This is a genomic window from Mycolicibacterium arenosum (assembly GCF_024320865.1).
Lineage (GTDB): Bacteria > Actinomycetota > Actinomycetes > Mycobacteriales > Mycobacteriaceae > Mycobacterium > Mycobacterium arenosum.
The window spans coordinates 275,963-293,341 of sequence record NZ_JANDBD010000007.1 but is presented as its reverse complement, the minus strand read 5'-3'; the positions used below and the strand labels follow the sequence as shown (position 1 = coordinate 293,341).

At 69.7% G+C, this 17,379-nt stretch carries 19 protein-coding genes; 13 read left to right on the top strand and 6 right to left on the bottom strand.

Annotation, left to right across the window (positions count from 1 at the left end; all coding sequences use genetic code 11):
* Nucleotides 1-4: 4 nt before the first annotated feature.
* The 5 genes from NM203_RS18520 to NM203_RS18500 are packed head-to-tail and all read left to right on the top strand — an operon-like array spanning nucleotide 5 to nucleotide 5,801.
* Nucleotides 5-1,612 carry an amidohydrolase gene (locus tag NM203_RS18520; RefSeq protein WP_255061527.1) on the top strand — a complete coding sequence of 536 codons (1,608 nt, stop codon included), beginning with the start codon at nucleotides 5-7 and terminating at the stop codon, nucleotides 1,610-1,612.
* A gap of 31 nt (nucleotides 1,613-1,643) precedes the next feature.
* The gene (locus tag NM203_RS18515) at nucleotides 1,644-3,206 is read left to right on the top strand and encodes a long-chain-fatty-acid--CoA ligase (RefSeq protein ID WP_255061526.1); all 1,563 of its coding nucleotides are present in this window, start codon (nucleotides 1,644-1,646) and stop codon (nucleotides 3,204-3,206) included.
* Between the two features lie 45 nt (nucleotides 3,207-3,251).
* The gene (locus NM203_RS18510; RefSeq protein WP_408633375.1) at nucleotides 3,252-4,235 is read left to right on the top strand and encodes an o-succinylbenzoate synthase; all 984 of its coding nucleotides are present in this window, start codon (nucleotides 3,252-3,254) and stop codon (nucleotides 4,233-4,235) included.
* A 40-nt stretch (nucleotides 4,236-4,275) separates the two neighbouring features.
* Nucleotides 4,276-5,223 (top strand): oxygenase MpaB family protein, encoded by a 948-nt coding sequence (locus tag NM203_RS18505; RefSeq protein ID WP_255061524.1) that lies wholly within the window; start codon nucleotides 4,276-4,278, stop codon nucleotides 5,221-5,223.
* Nucleotides 5,220-5,801 (top strand): TetR/AcrR family transcriptional regulator, encoded by a 582-nt coding sequence (locus NM203_RS18500; protein WP_255061523.1) that lies wholly within the window; start codon nucleotides 5,220-5,222, stop codon nucleotides 5,799-5,801. The genes NM203_RS18505 and NM203_RS18500 overlap by 4 nt, the downstream gene beginning before the upstream one ends.
* Before the next feature lies 1 nt (nucleotide 5,802).
* Here NM203_RS18500 and NM203_RS18495 read toward each other — a convergent pair whose 3' ends face one another.
* Nucleotides 5,803-6,468 (bottom strand): DsbA family protein, encoded by a 666-nt coding sequence (locus NM203_RS18495; RefSeq protein WP_255061522.1) that lies wholly within the window; start codon nucleotides 6,466-6,468, stop codon nucleotides 5,803-5,805.
* 100 nt (nucleotides 6,469-6,568) lie between these two features.
* Here NM203_RS18495 and NM203_RS18490 point away from each other — a divergent pair, with 100 nt between their 5' ends.
* The 5 genes from NM203_RS18490 (at nucleotide 6,569) to NM203_RS18470 (ending at nucleotide 11,378) form a co-directional block, all read left to right on the top strand.
* Nucleotides 6,569-7,549, top strand: coding sequence for a GlxA family transcriptional regulator (locus NM203_RS18490; protein ID WP_255061521.1), 981 nt, complete (start codon nucleotides 6,569-6,571; stop codon nucleotides 7,547-7,549).
* Nucleotides 7,550-7,562: 13 nt separating this feature from the next.
* Nucleotides 7,563-8,282 carry a DJ-1/PfpI family protein gene (locus NM203_RS18485; protein ID WP_255061520.1) on the top strand — a complete coding sequence of 240 codons (720 nt, stop codon included), beginning with the start codon at nucleotides 7,563-7,565 and terminating at the stop codon, nucleotides 8,280-8,282.
* 68 nt (nucleotides 8,283-8,350) lie between these two features.
* Nucleotides 8,351-9,133, top strand: a complete 783-nt coding sequence (locus NM203_RS18480; RefSeq protein ID WP_255061519.1) for an alpha/beta fold hydrolase — start codon at nucleotides 8,351-8,353, stop codon at nucleotides 9,131-9,133.
* A 65-nt stretch (nucleotides 9,134-9,198) separates the two neighbouring features.
* Entirely contained in the window at nucleotides 9,199-10,845 is a 1,647-nt protein-coding gene (gene menD / locus NM203_RS18475) for a 2-succinyl-5-enolpyruvyl-6-hydroxy-3-cyclohexene-1-carboxylic-acid synthase (RefSeq protein ID WP_255061518.1), read from the top strand.
* The gene (locus tag NM203_RS18470) at nucleotides 10,845-11,378 is read left to right on the top strand and encodes a DUF3592 domain-containing protein (protein ID WP_255061730.1); all 534 of its coding nucleotides are present in this window, start codon (nucleotides 10,845-10,847) and stop codon (nucleotides 11,376-11,378) included. Before menD ends, NM203_RS18470 begins: the two co-directional genes overlap by 1 nt.
* Here NM203_RS18470 and NM203_RS18465 read toward each other — a convergent pair.
* On the bottom strand, nucleotides 11,339-12,022 hold the full coding sequence (locus tag NM203_RS18465; protein ID WP_255061517.1) for a DsbA family protein: 684 nt from the start codon (nucleotides 12,020-12,022) through the stop codon (nucleotides 11,339-11,341). The genes NM203_RS18470 and NM203_RS18465 overlap by 40 nt on opposite strands.
* Before the next feature lie 86 nt (nucleotides 12,023-12,108).
* On the opposite strand from NM203_RS18465, the gene NM203_RS18460 reads away from it, so the two are divergent.
* Nucleotides 12,109-13,236, top strand: a complete 1,128-nt coding sequence (locus NM203_RS18460) for a glycosyltransferase family 4 protein (RefSeq protein ID WP_255061516.1) — start codon at nucleotides 12,109-12,111, stop codon at nucleotides 13,234-13,236.
* Here the strand turns inward: NM203_RS18460 and NM203_RS18455 are convergent.
* Complete coding sequence (locus tag NM203_RS18455; protein WP_255061515.1) at nucleotides 13,233-14,057, bottom strand: SDR family oxidoreductase; 825 nt, start codon at nucleotides 14,055-14,057, stop codon at nucleotides 13,233-13,235. The genes NM203_RS18460 and NM203_RS18455 overlap by 4 nt on opposite strands.
* A 96-nt stretch (nucleotides 14,058-14,153) precedes the next feature.
* Between NM203_RS18455 and NM203_RS18450 the strand changes: the two genes are divergently transcribed.
* On the top strand, nucleotides 14,154-14,840 hold the full coding sequence (locus NM203_RS18450; protein ID WP_255061514.1) for a demethylmenaquinone methyltransferase: 687 nt from the start codon (nucleotides 14,154-14,156) through the stop codon (nucleotides 14,838-14,840).
* On the opposite strand, the gene NM203_RS18445 is transcribed toward NM203_RS18450, so the two are convergent.
* Nucleotides 14,837-15,634 carry an NmrA family NAD(P)-binding protein gene (locus NM203_RS18445; RefSeq protein ID WP_255061512.1) on the bottom strand — a complete coding sequence of 266 codons (798 nt, stop codon included), beginning with the start codon at nucleotides 15,632-15,634 and terminating at the stop codon, nucleotides 14,837-14,839. The two genes, NM203_RS18450 and NM203_RS18445, sit on opposite strands and share 4 nt — an antisense overlap.
* A complete protein-coding gene (locus tag NM203_RS18440) occupies nucleotides 15,631-16,032 on the bottom strand; it encodes a nuclear transport factor 2 family protein (RefSeq protein WP_255061511.1) in 402 nt (133 codons plus the stop codon). The genes NM203_RS18445 and NM203_RS18440 overlap by 4 nt, the downstream gene beginning before the upstream one ends.
* Before the next feature lie 87 nt (nucleotides 16,033-16,119).
* Here NM203_RS18440 and NM203_RS18435 point away from each other — a divergent pair, with 87 nt between their 5' ends.
* Nucleotides 16,120-16,680: a TetR/AcrR family transcriptional regulator gene (locus NM203_RS18435; RefSeq protein ID WP_255061510.1), complete on the top strand. Its 561-nt coding sequence runs from the start codon at nucleotides 16,120-16,122 to the stop codon at nucleotides 16,678-16,680.
* A 77-nt stretch (nucleotides 16,681-16,757) separates the two neighbouring features.
* On the opposite strand, the gene NM203_RS18430 is transcribed toward NM203_RS18435, so the two are convergent.
* Nucleotides 16,758-17,327: a hypothetical protein gene (locus NM203_RS18430; RefSeq protein WP_255061509.1), complete on the bottom strand. Its 570-nt coding sequence runs from the start codon at nucleotides 17,325-17,327 to the stop codon at nucleotides 16,758-16,760.
* Nucleotides 17,328-17,379: the final 52 nt, after the last annotated feature.

Below are 17,379 nucleotides of genomic sequence, written 5' to 3'. Positions count from 1 at the left end.
CCCCGTGCCTGCTGACCTGGTGATTTTCGGAACCGTTCTGACCGTCGACGATGCCCAACCCACCGCTGAAGCGCTGGCGGTGACCGACGGCCGCATCGTCGCCGTCGGATCCAGGGCCGACGTGGAGCCGCACCGCGGCCCCGACACCGACGTCGTTGAACTCGGCGACGGCTGCGTGATGCCCGGTTTCGTCGAGGCGCACGGCCACCCGCTGATGGAGGCGATCGTGCTGGCCCAGCGCATCGTCGACATCCGGCCCGTCACGATGCGAAGCTCCGGTGAGGTGCTGGCCGCCATCCGGGCCGAGGTGCGCAACCGCGGGGCGGAGGGCGCCTATCTCAACGGGTGGGATCCGCTGCTGCAGCTCGGGCTGCCCGAGCCGACGCTGGCGTGGCTCGACGCGCAGGCGCCGAAGACCCCGCTGGTGATCATCCACAATTCGGGCCACAAGGCGTACTTCAACACCGCCGCCGCACACGCGAACGGGCTGACCCGTGACACCCCGGACCCGAAGGGCGCCAAGTACGGCCGCGCCGCCGACGGCGAGTTGGACGGGACGGCCGAGGAGACCGGCGCGGTGTTCTCGTTGATCGGCGGTGCGATCGATCCGAACGGCTACCCGGCGATGCTGCTCGCCGAATGTGCACGGCTGAACCGGGCCGGGTTGACGACGTGCTCGGAGATGGCGTTCGACCCGTCGTTCCAGCCGGCCCTCGACGCGCTGCGCCCCGAGCTGACCGTCCGGTTGCGCACCTACGAGATGTCGACGGCGGCGCTGTCCACCGATTCCAGCCTCGACAACGGCGACGATGTCGTGAAGCAGGTCGGCATCAAGATCTGGGTCGACGGATCACCCTGGATCGGCAACATCGACCTCACGTTCCCCTACCTCGACACCGAGGCGACCCGCGCCATCGGCGTCACGCCGGGCTCGTGCGGCCACGCCAACTACACGCGTGAGCAGCTGCACGAGATCGTCGAAGCGTACCTGCCGCTGGGTTGGCAGATGGCGTGCCACGTGCAGGGCGACAACGGGGTCGACACCATCCTCGACGTGTACGAGCAAGCGCTGCAGGCACATCCGCGGCCCGATCACCGGCTGCGGCTCGAGCACGTCGGTGCCATCTCGCCGGAGCAGCTGCAGCGCGCCCACGATCTCGGGGTCACCTGCAGCATCTTCGTCGACCAGATCCACTACTGGGGTGACGTCCTCGTCGACGGGCTGTTCGGTCCCGAGCACGGCTCGCGCTGGATGCCCGCCGGGTCGGCCGTGAAGACCGGCATGAAGATCTCGTTGCACAACGACCCGCCGGTGACGCCGGAGGAGCCGCTGCGGAACATGTCGGTCGCGGTGACCAGGACGGCGCCCAGCGGCCGCGTGCTGGCACCCGACGAGCGGCTGACCGTCGAGCAGGCGATTCGCGCGCAGACCATCGACGCGGCGTGGCAGTTGTTCGCCGACGACGTCATCGGCTCGCTGGAGGTCGGCAAGTACGCGGACCTGGTCGTGCTGTCGGCCGATCCGCGGGCGGTCCCGCCGGATACCATCGCCGACCTCGACGTCCTCGCGACGTACCTGGCGGGCAAGCGGGTTTACGCGAAAGCGAGTTGACAACCGGTGTTGTCATGACAGGCTTTGCGTCATGTCAGCGTTGCCCGAACCCCGTTTCCTCGACGAGCGAACCGCCCACTGGGCGAAGACCAAACCCGATGCCGAGGCCATCACCTTCCTGGAACGCACCTGGACGTGGTCGCAGTGGTACGACCGCATCCGCCACCTCGCGGGCGCCCTCGCCGACCGGGGTGTCGGCCGCGGCGACGTCATCGCGTTCCTCGACAAGAATCACCCGGCGTGCGCCGAAACGGTGCTGGCCGCAGCCTCTTTGGGGGCGGCGACCGCGATCATCAACTTCCGCCTCGCCGCCGATGAGATGGACTACGTACTGAACGACTGCGGCGCCAAGCTGCTGATCGTCGGCACCGAGCTGAAGCCCGGCATCGAGAAGATCCGCGACAAGCTGCCGAACGTCGAGCACCTCATCGAACTGACGCCCGACGGCAAGGACGGTGACGAGTACGAGGCGATGCTCGCGGCGGCGACACCGGTGGACCGCTCGCCCGACGTGGAACCCGACGACGTCTGCATCATCATGTACTCGTCGGGGACCACCGGCAGGCCCAAGGGCGTCTCGCTCACCCAGGCCAACCTCATCGCGCACACCGTCAACGCGTTCGACGGCTGGGAGATGGACGCGGACGACAAGAACCTCGTCGCCATGCCGCTGTTCCACGTCGGCGGCACGTCGTACATGCAGCTCGGTCTGCACGAGGGCATCGCCAGCTACATGACGCGCGACGTCGACGGGGCGCAGCTCGCCGCAGGCATCCTGGCGGGTGCCAACCGGACCTTCCTGGTGCCCGCGGTGCTGGCCAAGGTGCTCGAGATCGGGCCCGACGCGGTCAAGCTGTTCAGCGCGTTGAAGACCTACGGGTACGGCGCCTCGCCCATGCCGCTGCCACTGCTGCGCCAGGCGCTCGAGGCGTGGCCGGACACCGACTTCATCCAGGCCTACGGGCTGACCGAGGTCGGCGGCGTCATCAGCCTGCTCGCGCCCGAGGACCATCGAAACGGCAACGAGGAGCGGATGGTCAGCGCCGGCCGGCTGGTGCCGGGGGCCGAGGTGCGGGTGGTGGACCCGGACACCCTCGAGGACGTCAAGCAGGGCGAGCAGGGTGAATTGTGGTTCCGCACAAAGCAGTTGATGAAGGGCTACCACAACAAGCCCGAAGCGACCGCCGAGGCCATCACCGAGGACGGCTGGTTCCGCACCGGCGACATCGGCCGCGTCGACGAGGACGGTTACATCTTCGTCGAGGACCGGTTGAAGGACATGATCATCACCGGCGGGGAGAACGTCTACTCGATCGAGGTCGAGCGCGTACTGGCCGAACACCCGGCGATCGCCGAGGTCGCGGTCATCGGCATTCCCGACGAGAAGTGGGGTGAGGCCGTGAAAGCCGTTGTCGCGCTGGAGGGTGACGCCACCGAAGCGGACATCATCGCGTTCGCCCGCGAGCGGCTGGCCGGCTACAAGTGCCCGAAGACCGTCGACATCCTCGACGAGTTGCCGCGCAACCCCACCGGCAAGATCCTCAAGAAGGACCTGCGTCAGCCGCACTGGGAGAACGCCGGCCGCAAGGTCTAGCCGAGTTGGAATCTGACGACGCGAAAGCGCCTTTTCCGTCGTCAGATTCCGAGTCGCGGGCAGACTGGGGACGTGCCGACGCTCGACGACCTCCTCGACCGCCTGCACGTGGTCGCGCTGCCGATGCGGGTGCGCTTCCGCGGCATCGACGTCCGCGAGGTGGCGCTGTTCCAGGGACCCGCCGGCTGGGGGGAGTTCGGGGCGTTCCCCGAGTACGGACCCGCCGAGGCGGCGCACTGGCTGGCCGCGGGTATCGAGGCCGCCTACGAGCCGTCGCCGCCGGCGGTGCGCGATGCCATCCCGATCAACGCCACGGTGCCCGCCGTCGAGGCCGAGCGGGTGCCCGACGTGCTGGCGCGGTTCCCCGGCGCGCGGACCGCCAAGGTCAAGGTGGCGGAGAGGGGGCAGACCCTCGCCGACGACGTCGCACGGGTGAACGCGGTGCGCGCGCTGGTGCCCACGGTTCGGGTCGACGCCAACGGCGGGTGGACGGTGCCCGAGGCCGTCGCGGCCGCCACGGCGCTGACCGCCGACGGCCCGCTGGAGTACCTCGAGCAGCCGTGTGCGACCGTGCCCGAGCTCGCCGAGTTGCGCGCGAAGATCGACGTTCGCGTCGCCGCCGACGAGAGCATCCGCAAGGCCGACGACCCGCTGTACGTCGTGCGATCCCGCGCCGCCGACGTCGCGGTGGTGAAGGTGGCACCGCTCGGCGGGGTGACGCCGTTGCTGCACATCGCCTCTCAGATCGACGTGCCGATCGTCGTGTCGAGCGCGCTGGACTCCGCGGTCGGCATGTCGCGCGGACTGCTCGCCGCGGCGTGCCTACCCGAGCTGCGGCACGCGTGCGGTCTGGGCACCGGCGGGTTGTTCGTCGAGGACGTCGCCGATCCGCTGGTGCTCGTCGACGGCGCGCTTCCGGTCCGGCCCGTCGTCCCCGATCCGGCGCGGCTGGCCGCACTGGCCGCGCCCGCCGACCGCAGGCGGTGGTGGATCGAGCGCATCGCGGCGTGCCTCCCCTTGACACGTTGACACAAAGGCCTAGTCTTTGTGCCAACGCTGGGAGGCGCCCATGGTCACTGTCGATCGAGTTCACTCCGAGGTCGCCGTGCGGCCCCGCGTCATGGCCGAGTTCCGCAAGCACACCGGCAGCACCCTCGGCGGATTCTTCGGTGCCGCGGCGTTCGACGAGGTCGCCCTGGTCCCCGTCGCCGCCGCGGTCGACAGGACCGGCCGGTTCGAGGCCAACTTCGCCGATCGCGGTGTGCGCAGCGGCTTGTCGACGTTCCTCGCGATCTGGGGCGACGCGGAGGACCGCGCCGCCGAGGGGAACCGGCTCAGGACGCTGCACCGCGACGTCCGGGGCCGGGGTAAGGGCGAGTTCGCCGACGTCCGCTACAGCGCGCTGGATCCGAAGCTGTGGAACTGGATCGCGGTCAGCGGCCTGTTCCTGGTGCTGAACTCCTTCACCCCGTGCACGGGTATCACGATGACCGATCCCGAGCGCGACGCCGCCTACGAGCAACTGCTCGAGGCGTTCCGCGCGCTGGAACTGCCGGGGCGCAACGCCAAACTCCCCGCCACCCACGACGAGGCCGTCGCCTACTACGACGACATGGTCGCCACCGAACTCGCCGCCAACCCGTTCCTGCGCAAGGTGACTCGGGATCTGACGCGGCTGCCACTGCCCACCCTGATGCTGCCGCCGACGCTGCGCCGCGCGCTGGCCCCACCGTGGCTGCTGCTGCGGCCCGTCGCAGGCCGCGTCGTCAAGGTGTGCTCGTTCGGCATCCTGCACCCCGGCGTCCGCGATCTGACGGGATTCCGCTGGGAGGCGCGCCACGACCGCGAGTTCGAGCTGTACTGCAGGCTCCTGCAGCTGGCGTGGCGCACGTTGCCGGACCGGTTGCTGCTGATTCCGTTGGCTCGCAACCGCATCGAGTACGAGAAGCTGGTGCGCCTGCACCGTTCGGTGGCGCTGGAGTCCTTCGCGCCCCCGCCGGGGTGCCCGGCCCGGTGAAGCGGACCAGCGCCAGCCGCAGTGAGCAGGAGACGGCGATCCTCAAGGCCGCCGCCGAGGAGGTGGCGCTCGTCGGGATCGGCCGAGCCGGCATGGACGTCATCGCGCGACAGGCGGGCGTCAGCCGCAGCACGCTCTACCGCCGATTCCCCAGCCGCGAGGCGCTGATCGCCGAACTGGGCCGCCAGACACTGGAATTCGCGTTCGAGCGACTGCAGACCGTGAGCATCGACGACGGTCCGCAGGAGGCGTCGGTCGCCGCCTTCCGCGAGGGGGTGCGCCTGCTGGCGAGCGACCCCGTCATGCGTCGGTTCCTGCAGCTCGACCCCGACTTCACCGCCACCGCGGACATGGTCGACGAGGCTCGCCAGTTCCTGGTCCACGCGTCGAAGGCCATGGCGAAGGCGATGCGCGCCGCGGGTGCCCGCATGCCCGACGCCGACCTTCTCGCGGTGTGCGAGTTGCACATTCGCATGGCCACGTCACTGGTGCAGGTGCGCACGGGCGTGCTGGACGTCGACGACGACGACGCCGTGGCGCGGTACGCGCGCATGCACCTCGCCCCGCTGGTGCGCTGACCTACTCGCCGATCACCTTGTCGAGCCAGGCGGGATCGTCGAGGTCGACCTCGGCTTCGGCCTCGAGGTCGTAGACGGTCGGCGTGCTGGTGGAGCCGAACTGGTCCATGGTCTCGAGGTTGGCGTCGCTCATCTCCACCGGGTCGAGCGCGGGTTCGGCGGCGGCGACGCGATTCACGGTGTCGGCCGACGCTCCGACGTCGTTCGCGATCTGCGCGATGTCGTCGTCGGTCGGCTCCACCTCGGTCCGCAACATGTTCTCGAACAGCTGCGCGACGAAGGCCATGACGAGCGCGGGGCTCGCGCCGTCCTCCTCGGCCACCAGGAAGATCGCGTTGCTCGCACGAGCCGAGTAGTCGATGACGCCGTCGTCGAGGAAGGTGACAGGGCGCAGCGTGAGGGTCAACTCCCCGTCGTTGATGTGGTCGTTCAGCTGCTCGACGTACTCGCCGAAGAACTCGCCGCAGTGCGGACACTGGGGCTCGAGGAAGAACTCGATCCGGGCGTCGCGCGAGGTCCCCAGTTCGACGCCGAATCCGTCCCGGCTCAGCCCCACTCCGGTACCCGGCTCATCACCCGCGACGGCCCTGCCGTCGATCACGGACGCGCATCCGGCGGTCAGCAGCGCCAGAGTCGCGATAACCGCTCCCAACCTGCGCATCCTCATAGCGCGAGACTTTAGTGCGTCACACGCCGTCAGGGCGATGTCCTGATCTGTGGGGCCCATGGCATAGACGACACGGCCGTCGATCGCCAACACTGGGGGAGTGCTGAGATCCGTGGTCGTCGTGGGGTTCGAGGGTGTGCAGGCCCTCGACCTCGTCGGCCCGTTCGACGTGTTCACCGGCGCGACGGCGCTGCTGGCCGGGCACGGTCGACCCGCCGACGGCTACGACGTGACGCTGGCGTCCGTCGACGGCGCCCCGGTGGCGACCGGCACCGGGTTGGAACTGGTCGCCCGCCCGCTCCCTGATTCGGCGGGTCCGTTCGACACCGTCGTGCTGCCCGGCGGCTTCGGCACCGACTCCGCTCGACGCGACCGGCGGCTCGTCGACTGGGTCGTGGCCGCAGCGGCGAACTCCCGTCGGGTGATCAGCGTGTGCAATGGCGCCATGCTCGCGGCCGAGGCCGGTCTGCTCGACGGCTGCCCCGCGACGACGCACTGGGCCTACGCCGCCGCGATGGCCGCCGAGTACCCGGCCGTGCGCGTCGACCCCGAGCCGATCTTCGTGCGCAGCTCGGAGAAGGTGTGGACGGCTGCGGGGGTGACGTCCGGCATCGACCTGGCCCTGGCCCTGGTGGAGGACGACTTCGGGTCCGAGGTCGCGCAGACGGTGGCGCGCTGGCTGGTGATGTACCTGCGGAGGCCGGGCGGCCAGACGCAGTTCGCCGCGCCGGTGTGGATGCCGCGCGCGAAACGCGAGCCGATCCGCGACGTGCAGGAGGCCATCGAGTCGCATCCCGGCGGCGGTCACAGCGTCACCGAACTCGCTAAACGGGCCGCGATGAGCCCCCGCCACTTCACGCGGGTGTTCACCGACGAGGTCGGCGAGGCTCCGGGTGCCTACGTCGAACGCGTCCGCACCGAGGCCGCCCGCCGTCAGCTCGAGGAGACCGACGACACGGTCACCGTCATCGCGATGCGCTGCGGCTTCGGCACCGCGGAGACCATGCGACGCAACTTCGTTCGGCGCGTGGGTGTTTCGCCCGATCAGTACCGCAAGTCGTTCGCCTACACATCCGCCTGAGAGGAACACCGCCATGCAGATCGCCGTCGTGCTCTATCCCGGTTTCACCGCCCTGGACTTCATCGGTCCCTACGAGTCGCTGCGGAACATCCCCGACGCCGAGGTGCGCTTCGTCTGGCACGAGGCGGGCCCGATCGCCGCCGACTCCGGTGTGCTGCTCGTCGGGGCGACCCACTCGTTCGACGAAACCCCTTCGCCCGACATCATTCTGGTGCCGGGTGGGCCCGCCACGATGGAGCACGCCCGCGACGAGGTGGTGCTCGAGTGGCTGCGCCGCGCACACGAGACGTCGACGTGGACGACGTCGGTCTGCTCGGGTTCGGTGCTGCTGGCCGCGGCGGGCATCCTCGAGGGCCGGCGCGCCACGTCGCACTGGATGTGTCTGCCGATGCTCAAGCCGTTCGGGGTCACGGCGGTGAGCGATCAGCGGATCGTGCACGAGGGAAAGATCGTCACCGCCGCCGGAGTGTCCGCGGGCTTGGACATGGGGCTGTGGCTGACCGGGCAGATCGTCGGCGAGGCCAAGGCCAAGGCCATCCAGCTGGTGATCGAGTACGACCCGCAGCCGCCGTTCGACTCCGGCCACATGTCCAAGGCCTCGGCGTCGACCAAGGCGCTGGCCACGGCGGCGCTGTCGGCCGACATGGTCAAGACCGGCCAGCTCGGCGCCCCGGTCAAGCTGCTGTGGGACCGCGCCATCCACATCGCCCGCAGCGGTCGCAGGACCGCGTGATTCGTGCACGCGAAAGAGCGCTCACCGCGCCTCAGCGTGCACGAATCGCAGTGGGTAGGGTCGGCCGGGTGAATTTGGCGTACGACGACCGCGGCTCCGGGGATCCGGTCCTCTTCATCGCGGGGCGCGGGGGAGCGGGCCGGACGTGGCACCTGCATCAGGTGCCCGCCTTCCAACGCGCCGGCTACCGCGTCATCACGTTCGACAACCGGGGCATCGGTGCGACGGAGAACGCGTCGGGCTTCACCACCGAGCAGATGGTCGGCGACACCGCCCGGCTGATCGAGAAGATCGACGCCGGGCCGGTGCGCATCGTGGCGGTGTCGATGGGCGCGTTCATCGCCCAGGAGCTCATGGTCGCGCGGCCGGACCTGGTGTCGGCGGCGGTGCTGATGGCCACCCGCGGCCGCGAGGACCGCACCAGGGCCTTCGGTCGCGAGGCGGAGCGCGAGTTGCAGGCCTCGGGTATCGAGCTGCCGCCGAAGTACGACGCGAAGCTGCGGCTCATCGAGAACTTCTCGCCGACCACGCTCAACGACGACGCCGCGGTGCGCGACTGGATCGACATGTTCACCATGTGGCCCACCAAGCCGACGCCGGGCCTGCTCGCCCAGGTCGACGTCGCACCCACCGGCAACCGGCTGCCGGTGTACCGGAGCATCGAGGCGGCCGTGCTGGTGATCGGTTTCGCCGACGATCTGCTGCTGCCGCCGCACCTGGGCCGCGAGGTCGCCGACGCCATCCCCGGCGCCCGCTACCTGCAGATACCCGACGCCGGACACCTCGGCTTCATCGAGCGGCCCGACGCCGTGAACGCCTCGGTTCTGGAGTTCTTCGGGTCCGGCGTCTAGTGACGGCACGGTGACCCCGGATTCGCCGCCGAGGCGTCCCCGACGGGGTGTGACACGCTGTAGTAATGGCTAACCCTTCGACGACGCAGGCCCGCATCGTCGTCGACGAACTGATTCGCGGCGGCGTCCGCGACGTGGTGCTGTGTCCCGGTTCGCGCAACGCACCGCTGGCCTTCGCACTGGCCGACGCCGACCGTGCGGGACGGCTGAGGCTGCACGTCCGCATCGACGAGCGGACGGCCGGCTTCCTGGCGATCGGCCTGGCTTTGGGGGACGGGATGCGGCCGGTTCCGATCGCGATGACGTCGGGTACCGCGGTGGCCAACCTGGGCCCCGCCGTCGTCGAGGCAAACTACGCGCGCGTGCCGCTCATCGTGCTCAGCGCCAACCGGCCCTACGAGTTGCTGGGCACCGGCGCGAACCAGACCATGGAGCAACTCGGCTACTTCGGCACGCAGGTGCGGGAGACGATCAGCCTCGGCCTCGCGGAGGGCGCCGTCGACCGGATCGAGGCCCTGAACGCGCAGTGGCGCTCGGCGACGTGTCGGGTTCTGGTGGCGGCCAAGGGTTCTCGCAGCGCCAACGCAGGTCCGGTGCAGTTCGACATCCCGCTGCGCGAGCCGTTGGTGCCCGACGTCGGTGAAGATGAGGCTCATGGCTCCCCGTATCCCGGACGTCCCGACGGCAAGCCGTGGACCTACACGCCCGCGGTGACGTTCGACCAGCCGCTCGACATCGACCTGACGCCTGACACCGTCGTCATCGCCGGCCACGGTGCGGGTGTGCATCGAAACCTCAGTGACCTGCCGACGGTCGCCGAGCCGACGGCGCCGCCGGCGCTCAACCCGCTGCATCCGCTGGCGTTGCCCTCGGTGCGGCCCAAGCAGGTGATCATGCTGGGCCGGCCCACGCTGCACCGGCCGGTGTCGGCGCTGCTGGCCGACCCGTCACTGCCGGTATTCGCGCTGACGACCGGCCCGCGGTGGCCCGACGTATCGGGGAACTCGCAGGCCACCGGGACGCGCGCGGTGCTCAGCGGCACCCCCGACCCGGACTGGCTCGCCCGGTGCGGACAGGCCAACGCGCGCGCCGTCGAGACCGTGCGGGCGCAGCTGCACGCGCATCCGCTCACGACGGGACTGCACGTGGCGGCGGCCGTCGCCGAGGGGCTGCGACCGGGTGACCAGCTGGTGCTCGGCGCCTCGAACCCCGTGCGCGACGCGGCCCTGGTCGGCCTGAGTGCGCACGGCGTGCGGGTGCGCTCGAACCGCGGGGTCGCCGGGATCGACGGCACCGTGTCGACGGCGATCGGCGCCGCGTTGGCCCACGACCCGACCGGCGGCCGCACGATCGCGCTGATCGGCGACCTGACGTTCGTACACGACAGCTCGGGCCTGTTGATCGGGCCCACCGAACCGTCGCCGAAGAGCCTGACCATCGTCGTGTCCAACGACAACGGCGGCGGCATCTTCGAGCTCCTCGAGCAGGGCGACCCGCGGTTCTCGGATGTGTCCTCACGCATCTTCGGAACCCCGCACGACGTCGACGTCGGCGGACTCTGCCGGGCGTATCACGTGGACTTCGCTCAAGTGGAGGCCGAGGGTCTGGCCGACGCGCTCGCCGAGCCGTTCGAGGGTATGCGGGTGCTCGAGGTGAAGGCCGACCGGTCCTCACTGCGGTCGCTGCACGCGTCGATCCGGGCGGCCCTGTGATCAGAGCGGTTAAGTTGCGTCTCAGCAGGATTCGACGCGTCGTGCTCCCGCATCTGATCGGTGATCCGGGCGAGTCGAGAGCGCAGCGCGTCATCCGGCGGATCCGTGTCGGTGTCGTCATCGCGGCGTGTCTGGTGACGTTGCAGTCGCTGCTGCTCGTCGTCGGCGCGTGGCGCAACGACCGCCAGATCGAGCGTCACATGGGGGTCGCCGCCGCCGAGGTGCTCGACGCGGGCCCGCGGCGGTCGACCATCGAGTTCGTCACCCCCGACCGTGTCACGTATCGGCCGGAACTCGGCGTGCTGTATCCGTCGGAGTTGGAGAACGGCATGCGGATCTACGTCGAGTACGACAGGACGAATCCGGATCTGGTTCGGGTACAGGACCGTAACGCGTCGCTGGCGATCATCCCGGCCGGATCCATCGCCGTCGTCGGCTGGCTGGCCGCCGCCGCGATCCTGCTGGTACTCGGAGTGCTGGAGAGGCGGGCCCGTCAGGACTCCATGACCGTGGACAGCCAGTTGTCGTCGTAGACGTCGAGTCTCCTGTCCTTGTCGAGGTCGTAGACGTAGGGCATCGCGGTGTCGAGCGGATCCAGCATGTAGAGGAACTCGAAGTTGACGTTGGTCGTATCGGTGGTGTCGACCGCCGGCTGCACCGACTCGATTCTGGCGACCTGCTCCTCGGGAATGCCTGCGCCACGGGCGAATCCGGCCATCTCCTCGACCGTCGGCTCGTTGGGCCCACCGTCCCACGTCGTCCACAGGGCGGCGACGAAGCGCTGGAACGCCGGCCCGGTGGTGGTCACGGTGTCGCTGGCGGCGCCCGGCGTGACGGCCGCGAACATCGCGTTGGCCACCCGCTCGGAGTGCTTGCCGTTGTCCTTGTCCAGCAACACCATCGGGCGATACGTGATGGCGAGCCTGCCGATCGCCACGTAATAGGCCAGTCGGTCACCGAAGTCGGCCTGCACGTCGGCGCACTGCCTGCACTGCGGTTCGGTGTAGAACTCCAACTGAATCGGGGCGTCGGCCACGCCGATCGTGATCCCCGACCCGTCCTCGGACAGCACCGCCGGGACGGGGGTCGGGTCGCGTTGCGCGGTGCCGGTGGCGACGCTCGAGCAGCCGGTCACAAGCAGCGTCAGCGCCAGCACCCACGCGATCGCGACCCGCATCACACAAGTATGTCCGCCCTGAGGCTTCGCGTGTCGTATCCCCGCACGCAACCTTCTGGACAGACTGCTGCGTCACTCTCGGTGACGTGCGCGTTGCGATCGTCGCAGAGAGTTTCCTCCCGAATGTCAACGGTGTCACCAACTCGGTGCTTCGGGTGATCGAGCATCTCCGTCGCACCGGACACGAAGTGCTCGTCATCGCCCCGGACACGCCGCGGGGTGAGGCGCCCGCCGACCGCGTTCACGACGGGGTGCGGGTGCACCGGGTGCCGTCGTACATGTTCCCGAAGATCACCTCGTTGCCGCTGGGCGTCCCGTGGCCGCGGATCGTCGCGGTACTGCGCGGTTTCGAACCCGATGTGGTCCACCTGGCGTCGCCGGCGCTGCTCGGCTGGGGTGGCGTGCACGCCGCCCGTCGGCTCGGGGTGCCGTCGGTCGCGGTGTTCCAAACGGACGTCGCGGGATTCGCCGAGAGCTACGGCATGGGCCTCATGTCGCACGCCGCCTGGGCGTGGACACGTCGCCTGCACAGCAAGGCCGACCGCACGCTGGCGCCGTCGACGTCGGCGATGGAGAACCTGATGGCGCATCGCATTCCGCGCGTGCACCACTGGGGCCGCGGCGTCGACGTCACGGGATTCGTGCCGTCCGCACGCGACGAGGAACTGCGCGCGCAGTGGTCACCCGACGGCAGGCCGATCGTCGGCTTCGTGGGACGGCTGGCGCCGGAGAAGCACGTGGAACGCCTCGCAGGTGTGGCCGCGCGGGGGGATCGGCAGGTCGTGATCGTCGGCGACGGCGTCGACCGGGCCAAGCTCGAGAAGGTCATGCCGACCGCGGTGTTCACCGGCGCGCTGTACGGAGCCGACCTCGCGAGGGCCTACGCCAGCATGGACGTGTTCGTTCATCCCGGCGAGCACGAGACGTTCTGCCAGGCGGTGCAGGAGGCGATGGCGTCGGGGCTGCCGGTGGTGGCCCCCGACGCCGGCGGCCCCCGGGACCTGGTGACGCCGATGCACACCGGCCTGCTGCTCGGCGTGCCCGAGTTCGAGGCCAGGCTGCCGACCGCCGTGGATCACCTGCTGGCCGAGCGTCAGCGCTACTCGGTGGCCGCACGCCGCAGCGTGTTGGCGCGGACGTGGCCCAAGGTGTGCGAGCAGCTCGTCGCCCACTACGAAGAGGTCCTGGGTCAACGCCGCTGCCAAGCCGCCTAGCCCTGCGCCAGTTCGGCGACGGGCTGCCACTCCTCCCACAGCTTGATGCGGCTCTCGTAGTCCGCCTTCGCCAGCGAGAGCGGCTTCTCGCCGAAGAACACCCGCAACGGCGGCGGGGACGCGTCGACGACCTTCAGGATCGCCTTCGCCGACGCCGTCGGATTGCCGGGCGTGGGCATGCGCTGGGCGCGCTTGCGGTTCGCGTCCTCGTGCACCTCGGCGTACGCCTCGAGTTCGGTCGCCCGCTTGGACGACGGGCCCGCCCAGTCGGTCGAGAACCCGCCCGGCTCGATGAGCGTGACGTGGATGCCGAACGACTCGACCTCCTGCGCCAGCGCCTGCGAGAAGCCCTCGAGCGCCCACTTGGACGCGTGGTAGATGCCGACGTTCTGGAACGCGGTGATGCCGCCGATCGACGACACCTGCACGATGTGCCCGCTGCGCTGCGCCCGCAGGAACGGCAGCGCGGCCTGTGTCACCCACAGTGCGCCGAACACGTTGGTCTCGATCTGATCGCGCGCCTCGGCCTCGGTCAGTTCCTCGATGAAGCCGAACTGGCCGTAGCCGGCGTTGTTGACGACGATGTCGAGCCGCCCGAAGTGGTCGTGGGCCTGCGCGACGGCTGCGAAGTCCGCCTCGCGGTCGGTGACGTCGAGCTTCAGCGGCAGCAGCGCGTCACCGTACTGGGCGACCAGGTCGTCGAGCGTCGACGTGTCGCGGGCCGTCGCCGCCACCTTGTCGCCGCGTTCGAGCGCCGCGATCGACCACTCGCGCCCGAAGCCGCGCGAGGCGCCCGTGATGAACCACACCTTCTCAGCCATATCCGTTCCCTTTCTCTCGCTGCTCGCCGTAGAACAGCAACGCCACCACGGGCCACCCATTCCCGGAACGGATGCATTCACAGGTAGCGTTGAGCCGTGAGCCGCGCGTCGCTGGAGAAGAATCCGCACGAGGTCGCGTCGATGTTCGACGCCGTGGCCAAGCGCTACGACATCACCAACACGGTGCTCTCGATGGGCCAGGACCGGTCCTGGCGACGCGCCACCAGGGCCGCCCTGCAGATCGGCCCCAACGACAAGGTGCTCGACCTGGCCGCGGGCACCGCGGTGTCGACGGTTGAGCTCGCGAAGTCGGGCGCCTGGTGCCTGGCCTGCGACTTCTCGGTCGGCATGCTGAAAGCCGGCGCGGGACGCACGGTGTCGAAGGTCGCGGGTGACGCGACGAAACTGCCGTTCGACGACGGCGTGTTCGACGCGGTGACCATCAGCTTCGGGCTGCGCAACGTCAACCCGCACGTCGAGGGCCTGCGCGAGATGGCCCGCGTGACCCGGCCGGGCGGCAGGCTGGTGGTGTGCGAGTTCTCGACGCCGACCAACCGCGCCTTCTCGTTCGCGTACAAGGAGTACCTGATGCAGGCTCTCCCGCGGATGGCGGGCTTGGTCTCCAGCGACCCGGAGTCGTATCAGTACCTGGCCGAGTCGATTCGGGCCTGGCCGACGCAACCCCAACTCGCACAGGACATCTCGTCGGCGGGCTGGTCGGCGGTGCGGTGGCGCAACCTGTCGGGTGGCATCGTTGCGCTGCACTCGGCGACGAAGCCCTAAGCCGCGAACTCCTCGAACGATCGCGGCGCTCTGCCCGTCAATCGCAGCACCTCGTCGGTGACCCGGTCCTCGGCCCCGGTGGCGATCGCCGCGTCCATAGCTGCCAGCGCCGTCGCGTACTCCGTTGGCATGCCGCCGGATTCGAAGATCTCGGCGAGGCGGTCGGCTGTGACGCCGACGTGCCTGACGGGCCGGCCCGACGCCCGACTGAGAATCGCGGCCACGTCGTCGTAGCTCAGTGCCTGCGGCCCGGTGAGGATCGTCTCCCGGTTCATCGCGACGTCGGACGTCAGCGCCGCGGTTGCGACTCGCGCGATGTCGCGCGCGTCGATGAAGCCCACCCGCCCGCTGCCCGTGGCGGAGACGATCTCACCGCGTGTGCGGATCGACTCGCCCTGCACGTGCGTGCCCGAGAAGTTCTGCATGAACCAACTCGGCCGCAGCACCGCCCACTCCGGGAACGTCTCGGCCACCGCCGCATGCACGCGACCCAAGCCGGGATCACCCTCCTCGACGGGCGAACCACTCTGTAGCACAGCACGTTTCACCCCCGAATCGCGCGCGGCCGACAGGAAGGGCCGCATCGCCGCCACGGGATCGGAGTCGTCCGCGGGGGCGATCAGGTACATCCGGTCGACCCCGTCGAGCGCGGTGTCCCAGGTGCCCCGGTCGTACCAGTCGAATCGAACCGCGCCGTGGCGCGCGGCCGCCAACACCCGTTCGCCTGACGCCGACAGGTACTCGACGACGAACGCGCCGACCGTTCCGGTGGCGCCGATGACGAGCGTGGTCACGACAGCGTCTCCGCGAGCACCAGCGGATTCCAGTAGTCGCGGTACTCCTTCATGAGTCCGTCGGTGAGCGTCAGGACCACCACGTACGCCATCTCGTAGGGCGCGCCGGTGGCCTTGATGCGCCCCTTCGCCGACCACTCGACGATCGCGGTGTCGGGATCGACCGTCTGATGCACGTCGAGGTGAGTCACCTCCTCGAAGTCGATCTGCGCGGGGACGGCCCGTAGGTACTCGCCGGCGGCCTGCTTGCCCTCGACGCGCGTCGGGCTGCCCGGCGGCGCATAGGGGAACTCGAGCACGATGTCGTCGTGCGCGCGGGCCAGCCAGCCGTCGATGTCGCCGCGGCTGAACGCCGTCGTGGCGGCCGTGAACACCGCTTCCGGGGTGGTTTCGGTCATCGGGGTCTCCCTGTCGGATACGATTCGGACCGTCGGTCCGCTTGGTTCCACCATACGGACTGACGGTCCGTTTACGCAAGGGGTGTGATGAGCGAACGCGCTGACGCCGCGCGCAACCGGCAGGCCGTGCTCGACGCGGCGGGCCGGCTGTTCGACGACGCCGCCGATCCGGGCACGGTCTCGATGGACGACGTCGCGCGTGCCGCGGGCGTCGGCAAGGGCACGCTGTTCCGCCGGTTCGGCGACCGGGTGACGCTGTTGGGCGCCGTGTACGACGCCCGGCTCGCCGATCTGAGCGCGGCCGTCGACGGCGGGCCGCCTCCGCTCGGTCCCGGCCCCCCCGCCCGTGAGCGCATCCCCGCCCTGCTCGACGCGATGGTCGACTTCAAGCTCGACAATCGCCGGTTGGCGATGGCACTCGAGCAGAACAGTTCGTCGACGCTGTACCGGTCGCCGAGTTACGTGGCTACGCACCAACTGCTTTCGCAACTGCTGGCCCAGGTGATCGACCCGGACGAAGCGGACTGGACGGCGTACGCGCTACTCGCCGCCACGCGCATCGACCTGGTGGATCACCTCGCCACCGAACTCACCCGCGACGAGATCCGCGTGGCGCTGAGGCGTTACGTGGAACGGGTGCTGGGCTGACTCGCGCACGAGATGGAAACTGGCGACGTTCACCCGCCGTTTTCGTCGTCAGATTTTATCTCGCGGGCCGCGAGCCGTCAGTCGCAGTAGCCGCAACGCCCGCTGGGCAACAACTCCAGCCGGCACGACGCGCACACCTTCGGGGCCACGGCGTCCACCCGGAGTCGTTGCCGCACCGGCGAACGCACGGGGGCGGGCCGCGGCGTTGCGACGCGGCCCGTGAGCTTCGTCTTGTCCCACCCTCGGGCCTCGCGCCGGGAGAAGTGGTCGTAGCACGCTGAGCGCATCTCGGCCGCGGCGCGCTGCAGGTTGCGCGGAAGCGGTTGTCCGATAAGCGAGTACGCCGACGCGTAGCCGTCGCTCACCTCGAGGGTGTCAGTCTCGACCACCAGTGCGGTCAGCGCGGGCTCGCCGTTGCGCAGACACATCTCGGCCACCAGCGTCAGCGAGGTGTCGACCCACTCCATCAGCGGAATCGCGGTGCGGATGCCGGTGCCGGACTGCACCGTGTCGGCGATGTCGGGATAGGTGATGCGGCCCTGCGCTTCACGGGCGACGCCGACCAGCACGTCGTAGCCGTGGTGCGCCCACTCGAACTTGGCGTCGTCCAGGGCAACCGGCGTCCCGTCGCGGGTGACCGCGTTCATGCCCACACGATATCGCCGCGCGCACAGCACCTTCCACGCCGACGGGCCGACT